A 23367-nucleotide genomic window follows, 5' to 3' on the forward strand; every position below is an offset into this window, starting at 1 on the left:
TATGTCGTTCAAAAATTTTGAACGTACACCATTGAATCTGAGCATCTTAATGATGCTCAGTTTTGGTTTGGTGACCATTGCTCATGCAGATGATACTGCACAAGTGAATCCTGCAAGTACGCAAGCCTGTGTTGCACTCGAATCTAATGCTGACCGTTTGGCTTGTTACGATAAAATATTTAAAATACCTACAGTTGCTCCGCAAGTTTTGGTGTCAGAGCAACGTGCTGCTTTAGATATTCAAAAAGCCGATGTTGAACCTGAAACCCTCAAAGATAAAATCACCCAGAAAGCAGAAAATTTATTTGCGATTCATGGCGATAAAATTGATCCGAATACCTCATTACTTGATCGACGTTGGGAGCTTTCTCAAGACAGTAAATTAGGTACGTGGAATATTCGAGCGAACCAACCTGTATATTTACTTCCCGCATTTTGGACCAGTAAGAAAAATGAATTTCCACAGAGTCCAAATCCTCAAAACACCGTGGATGAAGATCAAAATTTAAAGTCGATGGAAGCGAAATTCCAGATTTCTTTAAAAACCAAAGCTGCCGAAAATCTGTTTGGGAACAATGGTGATGTTTGGGTCGGTTATACCCAATCTTCTCGCTGGCAAGTTTATAACAGTGAAGAGTCTCGTCCATTTCGTGAAACAAATTACGAACCTGAAGCGAGTTTGATTTTTAGAACCAATTATAATTTATTAGGTTTAAATGGTCGCTTACTGGGTCTGACTTTGAATCATCAGTCAAACGGACGTTCTGATCCGCTATCACGTAGTTGGAATAGGGTCATTTTAAATCTTGGTTTTGAAAAAGATAATTTTGCCTTAATGGTACGTCCGTGGTATCGCATTGAAGAAGATTTTCAGGATGACAATAACCCTGATATTAAAAATTATATCGGTCGTGGTGATTTGACCGCATTCTATCGCTGGAATGACAATGATTTTTCTTTGATGCTACGTCACTCTTTAAAAGGTGGGGATGACTCGCATGGTGCAATGCAATTTGATTGGGCATTTCCAATTAAGGGCAAGTTACGTGGGCATTTTCAATTGTTTGATGGTTATGGTGAAAGCTTGATTGATTATAATCACCGTGCGACCTATGTTGGTCTAGGTGTTTCGTTAATGAATTGGTATTAATCATTTAAAATAGCGTTGATTGGCTAGATTTAAATAAGAAGCTGTCTTTATATAAGGATATAAGACAGCTTTTTTGCTTCTGATTATTGAGTTATAGGGAAGAGTTGTTGTTTTATTTGGATAAGTAACGGGAAAGCTCAAGAGTGCTGTTTGCAGTATAAGATGAGGCATAGACTACGCAAAGAGATTAAAATTTTAAAAGTAAACTGTGGCATTGCTAACTTTTTTATAATCAAATATTTTTACATATAATTGATTTAATTTAAAATATTAATTATGAAAAATTATATTCTTGAGTCTGAGTTTTTCGACAGGTTGACTATATAATAAAAAACCACGCTATTTTTAACATGGTTTTTATAATTTGGCTATTTAAACACTTTATTTACGAAGTGCTGACTGTTGAATCTTCATCTTCTGTGGCTTTTGGTTCAGGTTCAACTAAAAAACCACCAGTCTGTCTATGCCATAAATGTGCATAAATACCATTTTGTGCAATCAGTTCCTCGTGAGTACCTTGTTCTGCAATTTGACCTTGATCTAACACAATCAAACGATCCATTTGAGCAATGGTTGAAAGACGGTGAGCAATCGCGATCACAGTTTTATTTTGCATTAACTCATCTAAGCTCGATTGAATTGCAGCTTCAACTTCGGAGTCTAAAGCACTGGTTGCTTCATCCAAGATTAAGATAGGTGCGTCTTTTAAAAATACACGTGCAATGGCAATACGTTGACGTTGACCACCCGAAAGTTTTACTCCACGCTCTCCGACATAAGCATCGTAGCCAGTACGACCTCTTAAGTCTGAAAGTTGTGGAATAAACTCATCTGCTTTGGCTTTTCTTACTGCTTCATACATTTCTTCATCAGTCGCATCAGGACGACCATATTTGATATTTTCCGCAACTGTACGATGTAATAAAGAGGTATCTTGGGTCACAAGCGCAATATTTTTTCTTAAACTATCTTGAGTGACTTCTTCAATATTTTGACCATCAATGGTAATTTTTCCATTATTGATGGTGTAAAAATGTAAAAGTAATTGAATTAATGTAGATTTTCCAGCGCCTGAACGTCCAACAATACCAATTTTTTCACCTGGTTGAATGTTTAAATTAAAGTGATCAATGACTTTTTTGCTGTTATAAGCAAATGTGACATCACTAAATTTAATATTGCCTTGAGTCACAACAAGTGGTTTGGCATCTTCTTTGTCTTGGATATTAATCTGACGACCTAAAGTTTGCATGCCATCTTGAATTGTGCCGACATTTTCAAATAGGGCAGAAGTTTGCCACATCATAAACTCAGCCATACTGTTAAGTTTAAGAATCATGGCTGTTGTTGCTGCAATCACACCAATCGCTGCTTGACCCTGTAACCATAACCAAACGGCAGTACCTAAAACACCAAAGAATAAAACGGCTGTTAGCAAATTGATGCAAAGTTCGTATGCAGTGCCTAAACGCATTTGTTTGAACACTGTACGCATAAACTCTTTCATTGACTCTTTTGCATACTGGCTTTCGCGGCCTGCATGTGCAAAAAGTTTTACTGTCTGAATATTGGTATAGGCATCGGTTACACGCCCAGTCATCACCGCACGCGCATCGGCTTGTTCTTTGGAAATTCGTCCTAATCTTGGAATGTAATATAAGGCTGCACTAATAAACAACGCCAACCATAATAAAAGTGGAATCAATAGAATAGGAGAAATTGATCCCAATACAATGCTGATGGTGATGAAATAGATGACAACATAAGTCACCATGTCGCCCAAAATCACCCAAAACTCACGTACCGCTAGTGCCGTCTGCATGACTTTGGCAGATAAACGTCCAGCAAAGTCATTATGGAAGAAGTCTAAGCCTTGGCGTAGCATTAGATTATGGAATCTCCAACGCAAACGCATTGGAAAACTACTGTATAAAATCTGATGTCTGATAATGGATTGCATACTGGCAAAAAAGATATTTGCCAATAAAATACAGCTTAAAAAGATCAAATTTTCACGATGATTTACTAAAAAGTCTTGAGGTTTAGACTGTGTTAACCAATCGACTAAATGTCCGATTTGTGAAAAAAACAAAGCTTCAAAACTTGCTGTTGCAGCAGTGAATAATATTAAAATCAATAAATAACGCTTAACACCAGTCGCGGCTTGCCAAACAAATGGAAAGAACTTGGTGGGTAATGGTTCGTTTAAACCTTTCGACGGATATGGATCGACTAACTTTTCAAACCATTGCAGCAACATAAAATCCTCGTGGAAATTTTATAGATTGATTAAATTGTAAAATATTGAAATGAAGTTACAACCTGAATAGCTTAAATTATTTTAAGGCAAATTCAGCAGAAATTGGGAGAATAGTGGGGTAATGTAGATTGTATAGTTTTCGCGGAAATTACACCAGTTATTTATATCGAATAAAAACGATTTATAGTATAGCCAAAGATAATTAAAAAATTATTGTACTTTGACAATCTAATCGTAAATTGAACATTAATCTTCTAACACTTTAACAATCATAAGAAAGTAAAAACACTGCTCGAATGTTTTTTACATGAGCGTTCAATTCTTAAAAGAAACTTTGCCTTTCTATAAGTACTATATTAAAATATAGATTACAGTCTATATTTCTAGGTTTCGCATGTGGACAGTCATTACAACGGATTTGTTTAATGAATGGCTTGAACAGCAAGATGATTCAACACAGGAAAAAGTCTTAGCTGCATTGGTCGTTCTACAACAGCTGGGGCCAAGTTTAGGTCGCCCTTTAGTTGATACCGTAAATGACTCGAAATTCACGAACATGAAAGAATTACGTGTTCAGCATAGAGGTAAACCACTAAGAGCCTTTTTTATATTTGATCCATTACGACAGGCTATTGTGCTTTGTATTGGTAATAAGGGCGGTAAAAAGCGTTTTTATAAAGAGATGTTAGATATTGCAGAACAGCAATACGAACTTCATCTTTCAACCCTAGGAGATCAATCTAATGGCTAAAACCTTACAGGAACTATTGGCTGGTCGCTCTCCAGAGAGTCAAGACCGAATTCAAAAAATGGCTGATGAACTACGTTTACAAACGCAGCTGCATCTTATTCGAGAAGAATTAGAGATTTCGCAAAAAGAATTAGCTGAGATACTTGGAATCAAGCAGCCTTCACTTTCAGCAATTGAAAATCGTGGTCATGATCTTAAAATTTCAACAATAAAGAAATATGTTGAAGCAATGGGAGGGAAGCTTCGCATTGATGTAGAGCTTCCCACAGGAAAACATATTGAATTTAATGTTTAACTGTTGAAAATGGAAGCGATAAGCTTCCTTTTTTTGATAGGAATGAGCACGATTATGCTGAAAATTATCTAAACTTAAATTTAATTGAGTCTAGAGCTGTGTTAAAACGCTAAATGTCTACTTTTTTATTTTGGGTTTTAAATCATTTACAAAGAGTATCAATCCAAACAGTATTGGACTACTCAGTATGCACAAGGCCACAAAAGAGATGCTATTGCCATAATTTAAACTGAATAAAAATAAAGCCAAGATGATCAACGCAAACGAGATAACTTTTACCAATTTCACATGTTGCGCTAAAACAGACAATTTACTTTTCTGAGTCTTGGCGATCTGCTTTGAGCTGATCAAATACAAGCTATAACTGGCAATCAGGATCAGGAGAAATGCAAATACCAATATCATGACACAGACTCCTGCGCTGATTTTTGTTCCAGTTTTTTCTTGATCTTCGCCACAGCTTTGTTTTGAATCGGTGTGATTCTTTGATGTAAAAAAATCGCTAAAATGGCAAATAACCAGATCATTAAGTCCACACGTAAAAATAACCAATAGTCCTGTAATGAATGAATATATTGATTAGAAATTAGATAATAGACATTTAAAATAGGCAAGGCTAATGTCATGGCAATCAGCAACTTGAGCTGAGTTTTCCAGAGATATTGTTGTTTTGTACAGAGCGCAATTATAAAACTGAATAACCACAAAGTGAAAAATGTATAGACTTCATAATTCGGTGTATCTGCTTGAAGTTGCACAAAACGATTAGCATATAAATAACCCAACATCGCAATGGGTAAACCAATAATCATCGTGGTATTAAGTCGATTTACCAGATAATGCCCAAAGTGAAAATGATCATTTTTCTTTTGTAATTGTCGTTTTAAACTCCAGAGCAATAAGCCCGAAGCAATCATTGCACAGCCCAGAAGACCAGAGAAAAATAAACCTAAACGCAATAAAGGTTGGGCAAAATTCGCCATATGCAGTCCATACATACTGGCATTTAATGTTGCTATTGCACTGTTATTACGAGTATTCCCAATTAAAGCACCAGTAGCGCCATTAAAGCTAAGTTGTGCTTGATTACGTGTAATCGAATGATCTTCTAAGGCAGTAATCGTGAGCTTGGCAAGCTGTGTATTGGGTTGATCTACGGTAATGTTATCAATATTAGTTTTTCCCCATTGCTGTTGGGTTTGTTGCAGGAAATGTTGAATAGATAACATATTCTTCGGCTGTGCTTCTTGAGCCTTGTTAGCTGTTGAAACATGACGAATTTCATCAAAATACTGATATGGATTATCTGGATAGGCTTTTTTCATCCCTGCGGGGAAAAGCAGATAGAAAAAGATCGCTAAGCCGGTAAATGTAATGGTTAAGAAAAAGGGCAATGCGATTACCGAACTTACATTATGAAAATCTAAATATGAACGCTGACCTTTAAATGCTCTTAAGGTAAAGAAATCGGTAAATATCTTTTTATGGGTAATAATGCCTGAAATTAAGGCTATAAACATGATTAAAGCTGCAAAAGTCACAATCAAACGCCCAATCGAATAAGGCATTCCATAAAGCTGATAATGAAACCCATAGAAGAAATCACCGCCTTGTGTGGCAGAAAGACTCAATTCTTTACCTGTATTGGCATCTAAAGTTTTACTTTCATAACCACCATCTGCTTTTTGCCAATAAATTTTATTTGCAGGGGTATTCTGGTTTGCAACGCCGATATACCAACTTTTTGCATCTGGCGCATTTTTTTGCAAATAAGTAAACGCAGACTGTATAGCGGATTCCTGTTTGATTTGCATACTCGCGAATTGTGGTTGCATCCACATACTAATTTCATGGCGATAATATGTTACAGAACCCGTCAAAAAAATTGCAAATAACAGCCAGCCGAAGGTAAGCCCGATCCAAGAGTGTAACCATGCCATAGATTGACGAACAGATTTATGCATGAGTTAACCTATAAACTTGGAAAATAGGAAAAAAGTAGCGACCAGAGCTAGGCTGATCAGCGTAAGTTTCTTTAAAGAATGTATGCAAAAGCTTAGAATCACAAAAAAAATGTAAAAAATAAGTGCGCTAAATGCCGCCAAGTAAATAGATTCAGCTTTGGCAAAATAAGGATAAAACACATCAATTAAAGCTAAGGATACTAAATAACTGCACACATAGCCCATACCAAAAGCCAGTATAAAACGATAGAGCACTGATAAAGGGTAGAGCACAATCTGCATAACGATCACTTTCTTGCAATTGAAAACGCCTTAATCTTAAAAGATTAAGGCGAATTCAGATTAGTATTTAAATTTTACAGCAACACTATAGTTTGCAGATGGGCCATAAAAAGCCTGACCATCTGGGAAGCTATATAAATATTTTTTGTCTGTCACATTGTTTGCATTTGCCTGTAGCGAAATATGCTTATTCAAGTCATAGCTACCCATCAAATTCACTAAAGCATAAGCATCTTGGGTAATTGTACTCTTTACAGAAGAGTCATACAGCTTGGTCGCATCTTGCCATTGTAACGCTGCGCCAATTTTCAGTTTAGGTATAGCTGGAATAGTATAGGTGGTTAAAAGATTAATGGTTTGGTTAGGGTTGTAAGTACGTGCCTCTCCACCATTTTTTAAATCTTTTAAACTAAATTGGCTATAACCGAATGTCAGATTTAAATGATCTGTTAATTGTCCAGCCAGTCCAACTTCTACCCCTTGAGAACGCAAGTCACTGGTTTCAACTTTTCGATTGAGAGGGTTTCCGTCAGAGTTACGTAATGGGTAATTACTTTGTTCTGTACGAAACACCGCCAAAGTTCCAGTGAGTTTGTCATCTAGCCATGAACTTTTAATACCTGCCTCATAGCTTTCGCCTTCAACTGGTTTGAGTGCTTTATTATCAGTACCTAATCCAGATTGTGGGCGGAAAATGGAGGTATAGCTTAGATAACCCGTGTATTCAGGGTTAAAGTTATAGGTAATGCCAGCATAAGGAGATACTTTGTTTTCATCATAGGCCATTGATGAACCATAACTTTCACCTTCACTTTTAGCTTGAACATAATTTAAACCGAGTAAAAGTTTTAAATCATCGTTTAAGTGTAGGCGTGTTGCAGCATATACAGAATTGAGCTTTTGAGTATAGTTTGCAGCATCACTAAACGCTGACCAAGTTACTGATTGAGGTGTCCAGCTTGCCCAGTCCGTGGTTTGATTATTATTTATATTGCTGTCATTAATTGTGCCTGAAGTCTGTTGATCATATTGTTTACTTTGTAGATAACTATAACCCAGTGTCGCTTCGTGTTCACGGCCAAATAATGAATATGAGCCTTGTAGATTTAAGTCAGCAAAATGTCTTTTTAGACTTTCTTTTCCGCCCCAAGCGGTAAGGGCTACACCCGCTCCATTTTGATCAGGGTAACCAAAATAATAGAGTAAGTTACTGTTGTGATCGGTTTGGGTATAATTATAGCTAAGCTTTGCTGTCCACTTATCATTAATTTTTTGCTTTAGCTCAGCAAAAGCATTTTGTGACTTATTGTCCCAATAGGCCCAATCTGGATTAGGATTATAATTTCGGTTATAAGAAAGTTGATTTCCATCTGCACCGAGAAGTGGTAAAGCACCCCAATTATTTGCATTAGGTTTGTTTTGTTGTTGGCTATAACCGACTGTCAATAATGTGCTATCACTTAAATCCGCATCAATGATGCCAGAAAATCCATTTTTCTCGGATGAATAGCGATCTAGATAAGAATCTCCAGTTTGTTCATAACCCATCAAACGTCCGCGGATGCTGCCTTCTTTGTTTAATGCACCTGAAACATCTGCTTCATAGCGTTGGGTATTCCAAGAGCCATAACTTAGCCCAGCATTGGCTTGAAATTCTTGGGTAGGACGCTTACGGATATAATCGATTGTTGCGCTTGGATCACCAAAAGCATTGGTTAAGGCATCTGCACCTTTAATCACATCAATACGATCATAAAAATATGTATCAGGGTTGGTATTATTATAATTGTAGCTGCTAGAAGGGAAGCCGACACCATCAGTTAAAATATTTGAGATTTCAAAACCACGAGCAGTGTAGGTTGAACGTTCGGTTTCTTGACTGCTGACAGTAATCCCAGGTGTATTGCTTAAAGCTTCACGCGCACTATTGAGCGCAAAATCATTTAATTGCTGACGTGTCACCACATTCACTGTCTGTGGTGTTTCTTTAACAGGAATATTCAGCTTGGCAGCGCTTGCAGATTTTTTAACGATATAAGATTTTGATTGTTCAGAGCTTAATTCAGTTTGATCAGCTGTGGCTTGAACTGAAATCGTGGGTAGATTTTCAATATCTGCAGCAAAACTCTGCTGAGCACTGAATACCGCTAAACTAAGAAGAGAGAACTTAAAACTGTGTGGGAGAGAATTCAGCATTGCTTATCTTAAATGATAATAATTATCGCTTAGTTTATTGTTAGTAGCATGAGCTTACAATAGTCGTGCAATTGAAAATATAAATAGAAAATAAAATAACGATAGAAAATTAGATGAATTGTTATATAAATTCACGCATTTGCCATACCAGTATCCTGTTTTGACTATTCACAATTAAATCCTATGAATATGCTATCATGCACTTATAGTGCTGATCAGGAAGAATATCTTGCAAAATCGAAAGCTTAAAATTGGAATTGTCGTAGGTGAGGTATCGGGGGATACTTTAGGCGCAAAACTTATTCGTCGTTTTCGTGAACAGGGTATTGATGCAGAATTTGAGGGGATTGGTGGTCCTCAAATGATTGCAGAAGGATTTAACAGTTTTTATTCAATGGATATTTTATCTGTGATGGGAATTGTTGAAGTGCTTAAAGATTTAAAAAAATTATTTGCAGTACGTGATGGTTTGGTCGAGAGATGGTCTGCCAATCCCGTAGATGTTTTTATCGGTATTGATGCGCCAGACTTTAACTTACGCCTTTCAAAAAGTATAAAACAGAAAAACTTGCCTATTAAAACGGTGCAATATGTCAGTCCATCTGTATGGGCTTGGCGACAAGGACGGGTGCATGGCATCAAAGCCAGTGTTGATTTAGTGCTTTGTCTATTTCCTTTTGAAAAAGGCTTTTATCAACGGTATGACGTACCAGCAGCCTTTGTTGGGCATCCACTGGCAAGTCAATTGCCATTACAAAATCCAATTTTGGATGCAAAGCAAGAGCTTGGTTTAGATATCAGTCAAAAGCATATTGCCTTGTTACCGGGAAGTCGGCGTGGTGAGATTGAACGACTTGGACCGTTAGTTTTGGATGCAGCAAAAATTCTTTATCAAAAATATCCAGATTATCAGTTCCTGATTCCTGCTATTAATGATTTACGCAAACAGCAAATTCAGGAATTATTAAAGCATTATCCAAGTGATTTGGTCGCAAAAATTCATTTACTGGAAAATACCGATAAAGAATCAAAAATTGGTCGTCAGGTCATGAATGCTGCCAATATTGTGGCTTTGGCATCAGGGACAGCGACACTTGAAGCATTATTGTTACATCGCCCAATGGTGACTTTTTATAAGTTGAATTGGTTAACTTATGTGATTGCTAAATTTTTAGTGAAAATTCCGTATTATTCATTGCCGAATATTATTGCGGGTAAAAAAGTGATTCAAGAGCTTATTCAACAAGATGCCACAGCAGAAAATTTGGCCAATCAAATTGAAAAATTAATGAATATTGAAACTGCACAAATTCAGGTGATGCAATTGATCACCATGCACAAGCAACTTTTGGCTGGAAATAGTGAAGATCCGGTTCAGGCGATTTTAGCAATTTTAACACCTTGATTTTTAACGCTAGCAACTGATTAAGCAAATATTCGTTTGCTTAATCAGTTGCTGGAAAACCTTGTAATCAGTTTAGAAAACATTTAACCAATAAAAACTCCTCTAAATCTAAGATAAAGAGGAGTATGTATGAATCAATTTTTGGGTTTGGGGGTAAAACTATTCCGCCCGAACTTTAAGTTCATAACCTGTATATTTACGAATATTGATGACACCCGTATCCATAATCAAGTATTGACCTTTGATTCCTTGTAGCTTGCCCCGAATGATTGGGGTTTTATCTAAATTGTGCGATTTAACTTTTTCAGGGTAAATATCGACAGGGTAGATGAATTCACGAGGTAATTCATTTTCTAACAATTCAACCGTCTCATTAAATTCAAGATTTTGTGCAAATTCATCGCGAATACTTTGAATCTTAGGGGAAAATTCTTGAACCAATTCATTACGAATTTCAATCAGATCAATCGGTTCAGCTTCACCTTTAAGTAGCTTTCGCCAATCCGTTTTATCTGCAACCTGTGTTCCAAACATGACTTCAAGTTGACCTGAAAGACGGCGCGAACCGACTTTTAAAATAGGCAGTGCTTGGGTCGCACCTTGGTCTAACCAGCGTGTTGGCATTTGACCTAGACGGGTAATCCCCACTTTTAAAGCACTTGAATTTGCTAGATAGACAATATGTGGTTGAAAGCAAACTTCATGAGCAAAATCATCTTCACGGCAAGTACCTAAATGATAATGGCAAGTTTCAGGCTTCATGATACACATGTCGCAAGACGCCTTGGTTTTCATGCATTTAAAGCAGTGGCCTTGCGAATAAGACTTCGGTGTTTTTGCGCCACAAGAAACACAATAAATATTTCCTGTCGCTTCAATCTCAATTTCCTGGCCTAAACTAAATGGTAGCTCGGTTTCTGAGCGATCTAATATAAATTTATATTCAACATTTGCCTTATGTGTTTGTTGATCAGTTACACTAAGGTCTTTAAGACCTGCATGCATTTTATGACAAATGCCTTGTAGTTCCATGTTTAATTACTCGCTTCAAAAAAGGTGCAGTTATGGCTGAGCAAAATGTCATCACTTCAATGCTAGACGATTTATCGCAAGAACAGCCAATTCAAACTGCATTGTGTATTGGGCAAAATTTGGCGCAATACCCTACAAATTATTCAATTCAATGGTCCTATTTTAACGTATCTGAGTTTTTAAGTCTGCCTTTTACGCAACGATATGATTTAGGATTTGTACTTTTAGATACAGATGAAATGTCTGGGGTGACTGATTTGCAGAAATCCCAGTTATTGGTCAAGTTGCGTGATTTACTGGCAAAACGAATCGTCGTGGCATGTCAGTTAAAAGATGAACAGTTGCTCAGATCGCTTGGTTTTACTCAACTGATTGATAAAACCTTACATCAAAATGATTTTGCACTTTGGCAGTTTAATATTTTGACCTATAAACATGTACCAGATTGGTTTAATTCTAAGTTCTGGGCCAACCCAGAAAACTGGAATAAATTTCGTTGGTAATGCTTTTATTTTGGTTATAAAAATCAGCCTTAAGCTATTGCAAAATTTAACAATTCCAATTTTGGTGAATAGGTTAAAGCCAAGTATGCTGTACTTGTCTCATAAAACTTAAAAAAGGAAAACTCATGACAGATTTAACCAATATTGTGGAAATTCTGGCAAAACAAGCACTTGGCGGACAACAACAATCACAAGGCGGGCTTGGTGGTGGATTGGGCGGGGTACTTGGTTCAGTACTCGGTGGCTTGGGTGGGCAGCAACAACAATCACAAGGTGGATTGGGTGGCGTACTCGGTTCAGTTTTAGGTGGTTTGACAGGTGGACAACAACAACAAGCACCACAAGCGGGTGGTTTTAATGCCTCATCTTTATTGATTGCAGTTGTGCCATTAGTCTTGGGTTGGATTCAACAAAATGGTGGCCTACAAGGTGCTTTAGCTAAATTACAAGGTGCAGGTTTAGGTGGGCAAGTTCAAAGTTGGGTCGATCCGTCACAAGGTAATGGTGCTGTAAATGTAGAGCAAATCCAGAGTTTATTTGGAGGTCAGCAAGTTGAACAAGTTGCTCAACAAGCTAATGTTCCGACCAATGAAGTATATGGTGCAATCTCTACAGTATTACCGCAAATTATTGATTCACTCACACCACAAGGTGATGCAACAGATCACACTGAAGCCAATGGTGATATTCAAAATGTCATGAATTTGGTATCAGGCTTTTTAAAGTAAAATCGAACATAAAAATGATCAAAGCCAGTCAATAGGTGTTGACTGGCTGATTTAAATTAAGGCTGTGGGTCATCGCCAATTGCTTCGCTACTTTTTACGTCGCCATTCTGTTTCTTTTTAACATATTTAATTTGCCCATATCCTTCAGCATACCATTCATCCAATGTTTCATCTCCGATTTGAGAAATGAAATGACATGCATTATCGAACTTTAAGGTATTGTCATCATTGTCAATTAAAGTCAGATCCTCAAACCCTACAAATACTAAGTCAATCGTCTTATTGTTTTCAGACTTATCATTGTTATCCATTTGCGACTCAATGACTGCATTATAAGTCATTTGAAACTTTTGCTGTGGTTTGAGATTGGATGGGAATGTTGGAAGCGGGGCTTGATAGGTGGTTTTTACCAGCACATCATTAGGATTTGATCCGAGCGCAGCAATACCATAGTCTAAGTTTGCAAGCATGGTACGGCCAGTTAAATCGTAGATATAATCTGTGCGCACACCTGCGCCTTGTCTAACGATTGCTATTGCCTTCTGATTGTTAAAGGTTGTGGGAACAATCTGGATTTCTGTCTCTTCATTGTTGTTTAGAGTAAACTGTTTGTTGGGTTCTAACTTAAAGCAATTATCTGAATTGGCTGCTTTATGTACTTTTTTAACCACTGGTGCTTCTGCTTGATGTTCAGAACTGTCATGCGGTTTGTTTTTAGAACAAGCAACACTAAAAATAGAAAGTAAGCTAAGTAAAACAACAGTTTTGTTCATTTTTATCCTAGACGATAAAGTTTAAATTTCACGAGGCTATTTTTCACCATGAGCCAATAAAAAACAACCATATTCTTACGAAATATGGTTGGAGTAAACTTTATATTTATGAATGGCTTATTATTCGGCTAAAACAGTTTTGTCTTCCTCTTCATCATCTTCAGCAGAATCCATGCCTAATTCTTTGAGTTTGCGGGTTAAAGTGTTACGCCCCCAACCTAAGAGTTCAGCAGCATGACGTTTACGGCCACGGGTTTGTTGAAGTGCTGCGATGATCAAAGTACGTTCAAACATTGGGGTGGCAATGTCTAAAATTTTCATTTCACCATTTTTAAGCTTTTGAATCGCCCATTGCGCCAGTAACTCATCCCAATGATGTAATGCAACACGGTCGATACCAGCTTGCGCTTGACCTTGATCATCAGATTTATTGATTGGAATTTGTTTTAATTCTGACGGTAAGTCTTCTGGATAAACTTCACGGCCTGTGATCATCACAGTTAACCAGCGGCAGGTATTCTCGAGTTGACGTACGTTGCCTGGCCAAGGCAGTTTTTGAATATACTCTTGCGTTTCTGGGCGTAAAATTTTTGGACTAACCCCGAGTTCTTTACCCGCGCGTGCCAAGAAGTGTTGCGCCAACATCGGAATATCTTCAGAACGATGAGCAAGTTTAGGAATATGAATACGAATTACATTTAAGCGATGATATAAGTCTTCACGGAAACGGCCATCATTGACCAATTTTTCTAAATCTTGATGTGTTGCTGCCACGATACGAACATCAACACGAACTGGAATATGACCACCAACACGATAAAATTCACCATCTGCCAAAACACGGAGTAGACGTGTTTGTGTTTCAAATGGCATATCACCAATTTCATCTAAGAATAAGGTTCCACCATTGGCTTGTTCAAAACGACCTTGGCGTTGAGTATTGGCACCAGTAAATGCGCCTTTTTCATGACCAAATAATTCAGTTTCAATCAAATCTTTTGGAATAGCAGCCATGTTTAAAGCAATAAATGGTTTACTGCTTCTTGGTGAGTGGCGATGTAAAGCATGCGCAACTAACTCTTTACCTGTCCCAGACTCCCCGTTGATCAATACGGTAATATGCGATTGAGATAGACGTCCAATGGCGCGGAAAACTTCCTGCATTGCAGGGGATTCACCAATAATCTCAGTAGATTGAATTGGGGTGACTTTGGCAGATTCTTGTTGTTGCAGCTTGTTGATGTGCAAAATGGCACGATTCACCAGTGCAAGTGCTTCATCAATATCAAATGGCTTTGGAAGATATTCAAAAGCACCTGTTTGATAGCTCGATACTGCAGATTCTAAATCTGAGTGTGCTGTCATAATAATCACAGGCAGATCAGGATAACTTCCTTTGACTTTTCCTAGGAAGGTTAAACCATCAATGCCGGGCATACGAATATCAGTGAGAATGACATCTGGCGCATTGCTTGGAAGCTGATCTAAAGCAGATTGTGCTTCTTCAAAACTGGTGACATCGAAGCCTTCTTCTTTAAATGTTTTTTCCAAGACCCAACGCATAGCACGGTCGTCATCGATCACCCAAATTTTATTATGCGACATGGTTAGACTCCCAAGGTAGATATAAGCTAAATACTGTTTTTCCAGGAACGGATTGGCATTCAATCATTCCGTTGTGTTGATGCATGATATTTTGTGCGATGCTTAAGCCAAGACCTGTTCCTTTGGCACGGCCAGTCACAAGTGGATAAAACACGGATTCTAAAATTTCTTCAGGAACACCAGGGCCATTGTCTTCAATATCAATACGAATGGCTGATTTATTCAGTACGCCATTAATCGTCACCAAACGTTGAATGCGTGTACGCAACATCAGTTCAGGTTGATGATCAATAAAAAACTCACGATTCTCAGTCATCGCCTGTACCGCATTGACACTAATATTGAGCATCACTTGAATCAGTTGATCGCGATCTGCTTTGACATCAGGCAATGAAAGGTCATAGTCTCGTGTGATTTTAATTTTTTTCTTGGTTTGATTTACAATTAAAGAGCGAACACGTTCAAGCGGTTCATGCACATTGACCAATTCGTAGCTCGGGAGCTGACGTGAACCCAGCATAGTATCAGCAAGGTTTCTTAAACGATCGACTTCACTGATAATAATATCGGTAAATTCTGCGTATTGTGGATCGTTTAAACTACGAGCAAGCAGTTGAGTTGCACCACGAATTCCACCTAATGGGTTTTTGATTTCATGTGCAACACCTCGAATCAGTTGCCGTGCAACTTGGTGTTGTTGAATCAGGTTTTCTTCTTTAGAAATTTTAAGCATCCGATCAATCGGATTTAATTCAATTAATAGTAATGGGTGATAGGGTCTTCCTGTATTTAACTGCGATACGGAATAATCAACATGCATGTCTTTAAAGTTAACATTGATAATCGCTTCACGGCGTGTATAGGCTTGACCTGTTTTTATTGAGTTGTTTAATGCTTCCAAGGTATTAAAGCTATCATTTGGTGCATGTAAAATATTAATCACTGGCTGACCTGCCGCACGAAGCAAGCTAATATCAAACAATGCTTCGCATGATGAATTAAGATAAAAAATATTTAAATTACAATCGACCAAAAGAATTGCAGTGGTTAAATTATCCACCAGCAATCTATAATCAATTGTTGGGTATTGATCCATTAGCAGAGCTTTCCTGTCTTTAAATAGCGCAATGGCATCTGCACCTCGTTTTCTATTTTCCCGAACATGGGTGATTGAATCGGTTAAATCGTCCTGATATAAAGCAAGATGCACGCCAACTTTTAAATACTGCGCAGTTTTCTTACATGAATGATAAAAATTGCGCATTTACTGCGCTTTATTCAAGTGTAAAAACCAGCATTCATATTACGCTATCATTATATTGTTCCAAAATGGTGCATTGTAGTAATTTAATTATTGGATTGGATGTATTTTGGTGCATTATACAAAGAGTGCAGTTTCCACCTGTTTTTATCTCTTGAAAAGTCATACAATACGCGGATTATAGTGGAGCGCAGATTCATGAAGTCCCCCAAAGTCGGTTTTGTATCTTTAGGTTGTCCTAAGGCATTGGTAGATTCTGAACGCATTTTAACGCAGTTAAAGACTGAAGGTTATGATGTTGCATCAGATTATGAAGGTGCTGATTTAGTTGTTGTGAACACCTGTGGTTTTATTGAATCTGCAGTACAAGAGTCTTTAGACGCAATTGGTGAAGCCATGAGCGCCAATGGTCGTGTGATCGTCACAGGCTGTTTGGGTAAAGATGAAGATAAAATTCGCCAGATGCATCCAAATGTCTTAAAAGTGACAGGTGCGGCTGCGTATCAAGATGTGATGGAAGCTGTCCATCAGTATGTTCCAGAACCACCGAAACATAATCCTTTTGTAGATCTTGTACCTGAACAAGGTATTCGTTTAACACCTAAACATTATGCTTATTTAAAAATATCAGAAGGCTGTAACCATCGTTGCACATTCTGCATTATTCCAAGCATGCGTGGTGATCTTGTGTCACGTCCTGTTGGCTCTGTACTAAATGAAGCGCAGGCGTTAAAAAAAGCGGGTGTAAAAGAAGTCTTGGTGATTTCTCAAGACACCTCCGCTTATGGTGTAGATACCAAATATAAGCTTGATTTCTGGAATGGTCAGCCTGTTAAAACCAAATTCTATGACATGTGCGAAGCGCTCGGTCAGTTAGGGATTTGGGTGCGATTACATTATGTTTATCCATATCCACATGTGGATGCGGTGATTGACTTAATGGCACAGGGTAAAATTCTTCCATATTTAGACATTCCTTTTCAACACGCCAGTCCGCGCATCTTAAAATTGATGAAGCGACCAGCTCATAGTGAAAATACCTTGGAACGTCTAAAATTATGGCGTGAAAAATGTCCTGAATTGGTTATTCGTTCAACATTTGTCGTGGGTTTCCCTGGTGAAACTGAAGAAGATTTTCAAATGTTATTGGACTGGTTACAAGAGGCGAAACTTGATCGTGTAGGTTGCTTTACCTACTCACCTGTAGAAGGTGCAACAGCCAACGATTTGCCTGATCATGTTCCTGAAGAAATTAAGCAACAACGCTATGAACGTTTTATGGAAGTTCAACAAGCGATTTCTGCTGAAAAACTGCAAAGTCGTATTGGTCAAACCATGACGGTTTTAGTGGATGATCTTGAAGAAGAATTCCCAGTCGCAGTTGCACGCTCTTATGCAGATGCACCTGAGATTGATGGTAATGTTTTTGTTGAAGATATTGATAAGTCAGTGATTAAAGCTGGTGATTTACTTGAAGTCGAAATTACAGATGCAGATGAATACGATTTATTTGCCAAGTTGATTCGCGTTAAATCAGCTTAAGTATTGCCGATTTCGATTTGATTAAATACGAATAAAATTGTAGATATAAGTATTGGAGTTTTGTGATGTTAGATTCTAAAAAGCCACGCTATGAGCGAATTTTGCTGAAACTTTCGGGTGAAGCGCTTGCGGGTAATAAAGACATGGGGATTGATGCCCAAGTCTTAGATCAAATGTCTTTATCTATTGCTCACTTGGTTGGTTTGGGTGTGCAAGTGGGTATCGTGGTGGGTGGTGGTAACTTATACCGTGGTAGTCAATTGCAAAAAGATGGTTTGGTTGGCCGTGTAACGGGTGACCAAATGGGTATGCTTGCCACAGTAATGAATGGCTTAGCATTACGTGATGCTTTGGTTCGCCGTAACATCAAAACCCGTTTAATGTCAGCATTACCAATTGGTGCAGTAGTTGAAGCCTATTCAAGCCGTGATGCAATTCGCCACTTAACTCAAGGTGAGGTGTGTGTATTTGTTGCAGGAACAGGTAATCCATTCTTTACAACGGATACTGCAGCGTGCTTACGTGGTATTGAAATTGAAGCAAATCTTATTTTAAAAGCCACTAAAGTTGATGGTGTCTACAATAAAGACCCAAGCAAATATGATGATGCTGTTAAATATGACCATTTAAGTTTTGATGAAGTTTTAGATGAGAAACTTGGTGTCATGGATTTAACTGCAATTTGCTTATGCCGCGATCACAATGTGCCACTTCAAGTATTTGATATGAACAAGTCTGGTGCTTTGCTTTCTGTGGTAATGGGCGAAAAAGAGGGCACTCACGTTACAAACTAATGTACGTGGGTAGTAAAGCTCTTTATACTACTGCAATTTTAGATTAGGGTGTATTGACACTTCGCCTGTTTATGAAATGTCATTAGACCTCATACACATTTAGATAAATAAGTAAGGAAGATCATATGATTAACGATCTTAAAAAAGACGCAGAAGACCGTATGAATAAGTCATTGGAGTCTTTGGAACATGGTTTTGCAAAGGTTCGTACAGGTCGTGCGCATCCATCGATCCTAAATGGAGTTATGGTTCCTTACTATGGTTCTGACGTGCCGTTAAACCAAGTGGCTAACGTGGGTGTTGAAGATTCGCGTACCTTGTTGGTACAACCATTTGAACGTTCAATGGTTTCTGCAATTGATAAAGCAATCCGTGAATCAGATTTGGGCTTAAACCCAGTAACTGCTGACGCGATTCGTGTACCAATGGCAGCTTTGACAGAAGAAACACGTAAAGATATGCAGAAAGTTGCACGTAATGAAGCAGAAAATGCCAAAGTTGCGATTCGTAACATTCGTCGTGATGTTTTAGGCGATATTAAATCATTATTAAAAGATAAAGAAATTTCTGAAGATGATGAGCGTCGTGCAGGTGATGATATCCAAAAAATTACCGATAAATTTGTTGCTGAAGTGGACAAACGTCTTGCTGCGAAAGAAGCTGAATTGATGAAGGTCTAAGATTTAAATGACCACATCTGAAGACAACCATCTTCCAAAACATGTTGCCATCATCATGGATGGCAACAATCGTTTTGCAAAAAAGAAACAACTGCAAAAAGGTGACGGACACCGTGAAGGTAAAAATGTCCTAGATCCGATTGTAGAGCATTGTCGTAAAGTTGGCGTTCAGGCGCTTACTGTGTTTGCTTTTTCAAGTGAAAACTGGAATCGACCACAGTATGAAGTTGATTTGTTAATGAAATTGTTGGAAGACACAATTCATGAGCAAATTCCACGGATGGAAAAATTCGAAATTTCGTTGAGATTTATTGGTGATCGTAGTCGGCTTTCTCCAGAGCTACGTGAATTAATGTTGCATGCTGAACAAAGGACTGCTAAGTTCAGTAACATGACTTTAACAATTGCAATTAGCTATGGTGGTATGTGGGATATCGCAGATACTGCACGTAAACTTGCGCAACAGGTTAAAGATCAACAAATTGATGTGAATCAAATCAATACTGAGTTATTTGCACAACAAATAAGTTTGGGGGATTTGCCACCCGTGGATTTATTGATTCGTACAGGCGGTGATTACCGACTGTCTAATTTCTTACTGTGGCAGGCTGCATACGCTGAGTTATATTTTACTGAGACATTATGGCCAGAATTTACAGTGCAAGAGTTGGATCATGCATTCAATATTTTTTCAGGGCGTGAAAGACGTTTCGGAAAAACCTCTGAACAAATTCAACAAGAACATATAGAGAATTTATAATGTTAGAGCGGATTATAACCGCATTGGTATTGGTGGCAGTTGTACTGAGTTGTATGTTTGCAACAAAATCTCAATATCCAATGTTAGTGTTAATGATTATCGCAGCTGGGGCAGCAGGTTATGAGTGGTTTAAACTCATGCCACATGAATCTGACCATGTGAAGAAAATTAAAGCTGCTGGATTCGGTGTATTAACCGCTTTTTTTTCAGGGTTAGCATTATATTTTAATGATTTGGCGCTTATTCTTTGGAGTGCCTCTATTCTCACTTGGTTGTGTAGTCTGTATTGGGTAAAACATTATCCTGAATACGATGGCTGGTACAATATCACTTTAAATATTGTTGGCTTGGTTTTAATCAGTGCCGCAGTTACCGCTATTTTTGAAGTTTGGAAAAGCTCACCTTGGTGGTTGATGTATCTGTTCCTGTTGGTTTGGGGCGCGGACAGTGGTGCATATTTTGTTGGGCGTAAATTTGGTAAGCGTAAACTTGCGCCAGATGTGAGTCCAAACAAATCAATCGAAGGCTTAATTGGTGGGATTGTCACTGTTGCGATTGTGATCATTGTGGTTCAATCGATTTATCTACATTTAACGCTTCCACAACATATTCTTTTCCTAGTTTTGTCTATTGTGACTGTGTTTAGCTCTGTGCTTGGCGACTTGTTTGAATCTATGATTAAACGTCGTGCTGGAATTAAAGACTCAGGTCGTATCCTTCCAGGACATGGTGGGGTGCTTGATCGTATAGATTCATTGCTTGCTGCGGCTCCGTTTTTTGCGGCTGGCATGTATGTTTTAAAACTTATTGGTGTAGATTTATAGATGTCACAATCTGTTTGTATATTAGGTGTTACAGGTTCTATTGGGCGCAGTACTTTAAAAATTTTACAACAGCATTCGGACCAGTATTCAGTTTTTGCAGTGACTGGATTTAGTCGAATCAAAGAACTCAGTGAAATATGCAAACAATATCGACCGAAATGTGTTGTTGTACCATCGGATAAAGTAGATGAGTTACAACAGCTACTTGCTATACATCATATTTTTGATATCGAAATCCTCACAGATGAAGCAGGGCTTATCACCGTATCGGAACATCCTGATGTAGATGTAGTGATGGCAGCAATTGTTGGTGCAGCAGGATTGTTGCCTACTTTAGCCGCAGTGAAAGCAGGTAAGCGCGTTTTACTTGCCAACAAAGAAGCCTTGGTGATGTCTGGCGATATTATGCTTCAAGCAGCTAAAGATCATCATGCTTTGTTACTGCCTGTCGACTCTGAACATAATGCTATTTTTCAATGTCTTCCTCAAAATTATTTACAGATTCAATCCAATGGTGAGCCTCAATTGGGGGTCAAGCAAGTTTTGTTGACTGCTTCAGGCGGCCCATTTTTAAATTTTAGTTTAGAACAATTAAAAACCGTAACACCTGCACAAGCCTGTAAACATCCAAATTGGTCGATGGGACAAAAAATCTCGGTAGATTCTGCAACCCTGATGAATAAAGGTTTAGAATTGATCGAAGCATGTCATTTATTTTCAATTAAAGAACAATTTGTTACAGTTGTTGTTCATCCACAAAGTATCATTCATTCAATGGTTCAATATGTGGATGGTTCAACTTTGGCTCAAATGGGTAATCCTGATATGTGTACGCCGATTGCGCATGCACTTGCATGGCCTGAGCGGATTCAAACTCATGTCCCGCCTCTGGATTTATTTGTCCATTCACAACTCGATTTTCAAGCGCCAGATATTACGCGTTTTCCATCGCTTAAACTGGCTCGAAATGCTATGCAGGCGGGTGGATTGGCACCTTCTATTCTCAATGCTGCTAATGAAATTGCTGTGAGTGCTTTTTTACAGCAAAAAATTGCGTTTTTAGAAATTTCACAAGTGGTTGAACATACCTTAAATCACGTTCAAAATGGTTTGGCAGATTCGATTGACACGATTTTGCAGACAGATCAACTTGCGCGCCAAGTTGCTTCACAACGCATTACACAATTGGGAAGCTGATCATGAGTGTTTTATTTATCATTGTCGCAGCCATATTCTTACTTGGTCCGCTGATTGCGATTCATGAATTTGGACATTATTGGGTTGCACGTAAACTCGGTGTAAAAGTACTGGTCTATTCGATTGGTTTTGGTCCAACTTTGTTGAAGTGGACATCGAAAAAATCAGGCATCCAATATCAACTTTCAGCATTACCACTGGGTGGTTATGTCAAAATGTTGGATGAGCGTGAGGGGAATGTTAGTGCGGAAGATTTGCCGTTAGCATTTAACCGTCAGCCACCATGGAAGCGTATTGCGATTGTTGCTGCAGGTCCATTGATCAATTTGATTTTTGCAATAGTCCTATTTTGGATTCTATTTCTTCCTGCACAAGAGCAATTAAATACTCGTGTTGGTATAATTCTACCCAATACACCTGCTGCAACAGCTCAAATGCAGATTGGCGATAAAATTGTTGCTGTAGATGGAACAGATGTCAGCACTTGGGAAAAACTCAACTATGCCATTGTTGATCGTGTTGGTGAAACAGGTCATATCGATGTTCAAGTTGAGCGCAATGGTCAGCCACAGAGTTTTGCTTTACCGATCAAGAATTTCTTAAAAGACCAAAGTCAGTCACCATTTGATGTGCTAGGTTTTACCCCATATCGTCCACAGATTCCTACAACTGTTTATAAGTTAAGTAGTGATGGCGCTGCGATTCGTCAAGGGATGAAAGAAGGTGACCAAATCATTTCAATCAATCAGGTGAAAATGAAAGATTGGTTTGATGTGGTAGATGTGGTACAAAAATCACCTGAAAAGTTACTTAAAGTTGATGTGTTACGCCAAGGGCAGATTGTACATTTACAAGTAATGCCGCAAGGTAAACGTGACAATATGGGAAATGTAACAGGTATGTTGGGTGTGCAAGCACAGACTGATAAACTGACAATTCCTACTGAATATAAACAAACAATTCAATATAATCCTGCTGAAGCTTTTGTTGTTGCTGTTGAAAAGACTGGACAACTTTCAGCAATGATTTTGAATTCGATGGTGAAGATGGTGCGTGGTTTAATTGGCTTAGATAATTTGTCGGGTCCAATTACTATTGCAAAAGTCGCCGGTCAAAGCGCTGAAATGGGGTGGCAGACATTCATTTCATTTATGGCTTTGATGAGTGTGAGTTTGGGGATTTTAAATTTATTGCCTATTCCGATGTTAGATGGCGGTCATTTGGTTTATTACATTATTGAAGCAATTCGTGGTAAGCCTGTTTCTGAACAAATACAATTGGTTGGGTTAAAAATTGGTATGGTACTGCTTGGTAGCATGATGCTTCTTGCAATATTTAATGATTTTATGCGTTTATAACGCAATT

Annotated in this window: 21 protein-coding genes; 13 read left to right on the plus strand and 8 right to left on the minus strand. The window is 38.2% G+C overall.

All coding sequences use genetic code 11. The features are described from left to right. Nucleotide 1 precedes the first annotated feature (1 nt). Nucleotides 2-1150: a phospholipase A gene (locus tag F981_RS06355; RefSeq protein ID WP_004719690.1), complete on the plus strand. Its 1149-nt coding sequence runs from the start codon at nucleotides 2-4 to the stop codon at nucleotides 1148-1150. A gap of 385 nt (nucleotides 1151-1535) precedes the next feature. On the opposite strand, the gene F981_RS06360 is transcribed toward F981_RS06355, so the two are convergent. Continuing rightward, complete coding sequence (locus F981_RS06360; protein ID WP_170266074.1) at nucleotides 1536-3407, minus strand: ABC transporter ATP-binding protein; 1872 nt, start codon at nucleotides 3405-3407, stop codon at nucleotides 1536-1538. A 397-nt stretch (nucleotides 3408-3804) separates the two neighbouring features. Between F981_RS06360 and F981_RS06365 the strand changes: the two genes are divergently transcribed. After that, entirely contained in the window at nucleotides 3805-4161 is a 357-nt protein-coding gene (locus tag F981_RS06365) for a type II toxin-antitoxin system RelE/ParE family toxin (protein WP_004719695.1), read from the plus strand. Next, complete coding sequence (locus F981_RS06370; RefSeq protein ID WP_004719697.1) at nucleotides 4154-4456, plus strand: helix-turn-helix domain-containing protein; 303 nt, start codon at nucleotides 4154-4156, stop codon at nucleotides 4454-4456. The genes F981_RS06365 and F981_RS06370 overlap by 8 nt, the downstream gene beginning before the upstream one ends. A 401-nt stretch (nucleotides 4457-4857) precedes the next feature. On the opposite strand, the gene F981_RS06380 is transcribed toward F981_RS06370, so the two are convergent. The 3 genes from F981_RS06380 to F981_RS06390 are packed head-to-tail and all read right to left on the minus strand — an operon-like array spanning nucleotide 4858 to nucleotide 8898. Further along, complete coding sequence (locus F981_RS06380; protein ID WP_004719702.1) at nucleotides 4858-6420, minus strand: PepSY-associated TM helix domain-containing protein; 1563 nt, start codon at nucleotides 6418-6420, stop codon at nucleotides 4858-4860. Nucleotides 6421-6423: 3 nt separating this feature from the next. Beyond that, complete coding sequence (locus F981_RS06385) at nucleotides 6424-6702, minus strand: hypothetical protein (protein WP_004719704.1); 279 nt, start codon at nucleotides 6700-6702, stop codon at nucleotides 6424-6426. A 60-nt stretch (nucleotides 6703-6762) separates the two neighbouring features. Then, on the minus strand, nucleotides 6763-8898 hold the full coding sequence (locus F981_RS06390) for a TonB-dependent siderophore receptor (protein ID WP_004719707.1): 2136 nt from the start codon (nucleotides 8896-8898) through the stop codon (nucleotides 6763-6765). A 229-nt stretch (nucleotides 8899-9127) separates the two neighbouring features. Here F981_RS06390 and lpxB point away from each other — a divergent pair, with 229 nt between their 5' ends. Next, the gene (lpxB, locus tag F981_RS06395) at nucleotides 9128-10303 is read left to right on the plus strand and encodes a lipid-A-disaccharide synthase (protein ID WP_004719709.1); all 1176 of its coding nucleotides are present in this window, start codon (nucleotides 9128-9130) and stop codon (nucleotides 10301-10303) included. A 159-nt stretch (nucleotides 10304-10462) separates the two neighbouring features. Here lpxB and F981_RS06400 read toward each other — a convergent pair whose 3' ends face one another. Further along, nucleotides 10463-11335, minus strand: coding sequence for a DUF2797 domain-containing protein (locus F981_RS06400; protein ID WP_004719710.1), 873 nt, complete (start codon nucleotides 11333-11335; stop codon nucleotides 10463-10465). Between the two features lie 32 nt (nucleotides 11336-11367). On the opposite strand from F981_RS06400, the gene F981_RS06405 reads away from it, so the two are divergent. Both F981_RS06405 and F981_RS06410 read left to right on the plus strand, forming a co-directional pair. Then, nucleotides 11368-11838 carry a DUF6231 family protein gene (locus F981_RS06405; RefSeq protein WP_004719712.1) on the plus strand — a complete coding sequence of 157 codons (471 nt, stop codon included), beginning with the start codon at nucleotides 11368-11370 and terminating at the stop codon, nucleotides 11836-11838. A gap of 125 nt (nucleotides 11839-11963) precedes the next feature. After that, on the plus strand, nucleotides 11964-12566 hold the full coding sequence (locus tag F981_RS06410) for a YidB family protein (RefSeq protein WP_004719714.1): 603 nt from the start codon (nucleotides 11964-11966) through the stop codon (nucleotides 12564-12566). A gap of 56 nt (nucleotides 12567-12622) precedes the next feature. Here the strand turns inward: F981_RS06410 and F981_RS06415 are convergent, their stop codons facing one another. From F981_RS06415 to glnL, 3 genes are all read right to left on the minus strand, one after another. Next, on the minus strand, nucleotides 12623-13339 hold the full coding sequence (locus tag F981_RS06415; protein WP_004719717.1) for a hypothetical protein: 717 nt from the start codon (nucleotides 13337-13339) through the stop codon (nucleotides 12623-12625). Nucleotides 13340-13459: 120 nt separating this feature from the next. After that, on the minus strand, nucleotides 13460-14944 hold the full coding sequence (gene glnG / locus F981_RS06420; protein WP_004719719.1) for a nitrogen regulation protein NR(I): 1485 nt from the start codon (nucleotides 14942-14944) through the stop codon (nucleotides 13460-13462). Then, entirely contained in the window at nucleotides 14934-16040 is a 1107-nt protein-coding gene (gene glnL / locus F981_RS06425) for a nitrogen regulation protein NR(II) (RefSeq protein ID WP_034613940.1), read from the minus strand. The genes glnG and glnL overlap by 11 nt, the downstream gene beginning before the upstream one ends. 363 nt (nucleotides 16041-16403) lie before the next feature. Here glnL and rimO point away from each other — a divergent pair, with 363 nt between their 5' ends. The 7 genes from rimO to rseP all read left to right on the plus strand — a co-directional run bounded on the left by rimO (nucleotide 16404) and on the right by rseP (nucleotide 23360). Further along, nucleotides 16404-17747 (plus strand): 30S ribosomal protein S12 methylthiotransferase RimO, encoded by a 1344-nt coding sequence (gene rimO, locus F981_RS06430; protein WP_004719723.1) that lies wholly within the window; start codon nucleotides 16404-16406, stop codon nucleotides 17745-17747. 65 nt (nucleotides 17748-17812) lie between these two features. Next, nucleotides 17813-18541 (plus strand): UMP kinase, encoded by a 729-nt coding sequence (pyrH, locus tag F981_RS06435; RefSeq protein ID WP_004719725.1) that lies wholly within the window; start codon nucleotides 17813-17815, stop codon nucleotides 18539-18541. Nucleotides 18542-18666: 125 nt separating this feature from the next. Continuing rightward, nucleotides 18667-19221 (plus strand): ribosome recycling factor, encoded by a 555-nt coding sequence (gene frr / locus F981_RS06440; RefSeq protein WP_004719727.1) that lies wholly within the window; start codon nucleotides 18667-18669, stop codon nucleotides 19219-19221. 7 nt (nucleotides 19222-19228) lie between these two features. After that, on the plus strand, nucleotides 19229-19981 hold the full coding sequence (gene uppS / locus F981_RS06445; protein WP_004719730.1) for a polyprenyl diphosphate synthase: 753 nt from the start codon (nucleotides 19229-19231) through the stop codon (nucleotides 19979-19981). Then, complete coding sequence (locus F981_RS06450) at nucleotides 19981-20805, plus strand: phosphatidate cytidylyltransferase (RefSeq protein ID WP_004719733.1); 825 nt, start codon at nucleotides 19981-19983, stop codon at nucleotides 20803-20805. Before uppS ends, F981_RS06450 begins: the two co-directional genes overlap by 1 nt. Beyond that, on the plus strand, nucleotides 20806-22002 hold the full coding sequence (gene ispC, locus F981_RS06455) for a 1-deoxy-D-xylulose-5-phosphate reductoisomerase (RefSeq protein WP_004719735.1): 1197 nt from the start codon (nucleotides 20806-20808) through the stop codon (nucleotides 22000-22002). Nucleotides 22003-22004: 2 nt separating this feature from the next. After that, nucleotides 22005-23360, plus strand: coding sequence for an RIP metalloprotease RseP (gene rseP, locus F981_RS06460; RefSeq protein ID WP_004719738.1), 1356 nt, complete (start codon nucleotides 22005-22007; stop codon nucleotides 23358-23360). The last annotated feature ends 7 nt before the right edge of the window (nucleotides 23361-23367 follow it).

Source organism: Acinetobacter guillouiae CIP 63.46 (assembly GCF_000368145.1).
Classification (GTDB): Bacteria; Pseudomonadota; Gammaproteobacteria; order Pseudomonadales; family Moraxellaceae; genus Acinetobacter; species Acinetobacter guillouiae.

What these genes read in the sequence shown, in the direction of transcription:
- F981_RS06355 (WP_004719690.1), top strand. Translation starts at nt 2, where the DNA reads ATGTCGTTCAAAAATTTTGAACGTACACCATTGAATCTGAGCATCTTA.
- F981_RS06365 (WP_004719695.1), top strand. Translation starts at nt 3,805, where the DNA reads ATGTGGACAGTCATTACAACGGATTTGTTTAATGAATGGCTTGAACAG.
- F981_RS06370 (WP_004719697.1), top strand. Translation starts at nt 4,154, where the DNA reads ATGGCTAAAACCTTACAGGAACTATTGGCTGGTCGCTCTCCAGAGAGT.
- F981_RS06380 (WP_004719702.1), bottom strand. Translation starts at nt 6,420, where the DNA reads ATGCATAAATCTGTTCGTCAATCTATGGCATGGTTACACTCTTGGATC.
- F981_RS06385 (WP_004719704.1), bottom strand. Translation starts at nt 6,702, where the DNA reads ATGCAGATTGTGCTCTACCCTTTATCAGTGCTCTATCGTTTTATACTG.
- F981_RS06390 (WP_004719707.1), bottom strand. Translation starts at nt 8,898, where the DNA reads ATGCTGAATTCTCTCCCACACAGTTTTAAGTTCTCTCTTCTTAGTTTA.
- F981_RS06400 (WP_004719710.1), bottom strand. Translation starts at nt 11,335, where the DNA reads ATGGAACTACAAGGCATTTGTCATAAAATGCATGCAGGTCTTAAAGAC.
- F981_RS06405 (WP_004719712.1), top strand. Translation starts at nt 11,368, where the DNA reads ATGGCTGAGCAAAATGTCATCACTTCAATGCTAGACGATTTATCGCAA.
- F981_RS06410 (WP_004719714.1), top strand. Translation starts at nt 11,964, where the DNA reads ATGACAGATTTAACCAATATTGTGGAAATTCTGGCAAAACAAGCACTT.
- F981_RS06415 (WP_004719717.1), bottom strand. Translation starts at nt 13,339, where the DNA reads ATGAACAAAACTGTTGTTTTACTTAGCTTACTTTCTATTTTTAGTGTT.
- glnG (WP_004719719.1), bottom strand. Translation starts at nt 14,944, where the DNA reads ATGTCGCATAATAAAATTTGGGTGATCGATGACGACCGTGCTATGCGT.
- glnL (WP_034613940.1), bottom strand. Translation starts at nt 16,040, where the DNA reads ATGGATCAATACCCAACAATTGATTATAGATTGCTGGTGGATAATTTA.
- rimO (WP_004719723.1), top strand. Translation starts at nt 16,404, where the DNA reads ATGAAGTCCCCCAAAGTCGGTTTTGTATCTTTAGGTTGTCCTAAGGCA.
- pyrH (WP_004719725.1), top strand. Translation starts at nt 17,813, where the DNA reads ATGTTAGATTCTAAAAAGCCACGCTATGAGCGAATTTTGCTGAAACTT.
- frr (WP_004719727.1), top strand. Translation starts at nt 18,667, where the DNA reads ATGATTAACGATCTTAAAAAAGACGCAGAAGACCGTATGAATAAGTCA.
- uppS (WP_004719730.1), top strand. Translation starts at nt 19,229, where the DNA reads ATGACCACATCTGAAGACAACCATCTTCCAAAACATGTTGCCATCATC.
- F981_RS06450 (WP_004719733.1), top strand. Translation starts at nt 19,981, where the DNA reads ATGTTAGAGCGGATTATAACCGCATTGGTATTGGTGGCAGTTGTACTG.
- ispC (WP_004719735.1), top strand. Translation starts at nt 20,806, where the DNA reads ATGTCACAATCTGTTTGTATATTAGGTGTTACAGGTTCTATTGGGCGC.
- rseP (WP_004719738.1), top strand. Translation starts at nt 22,005, where the DNA reads ATGAGTGTTTTATTTATCATTGTCGCAGCCATATTCTTACTTGGTCCG.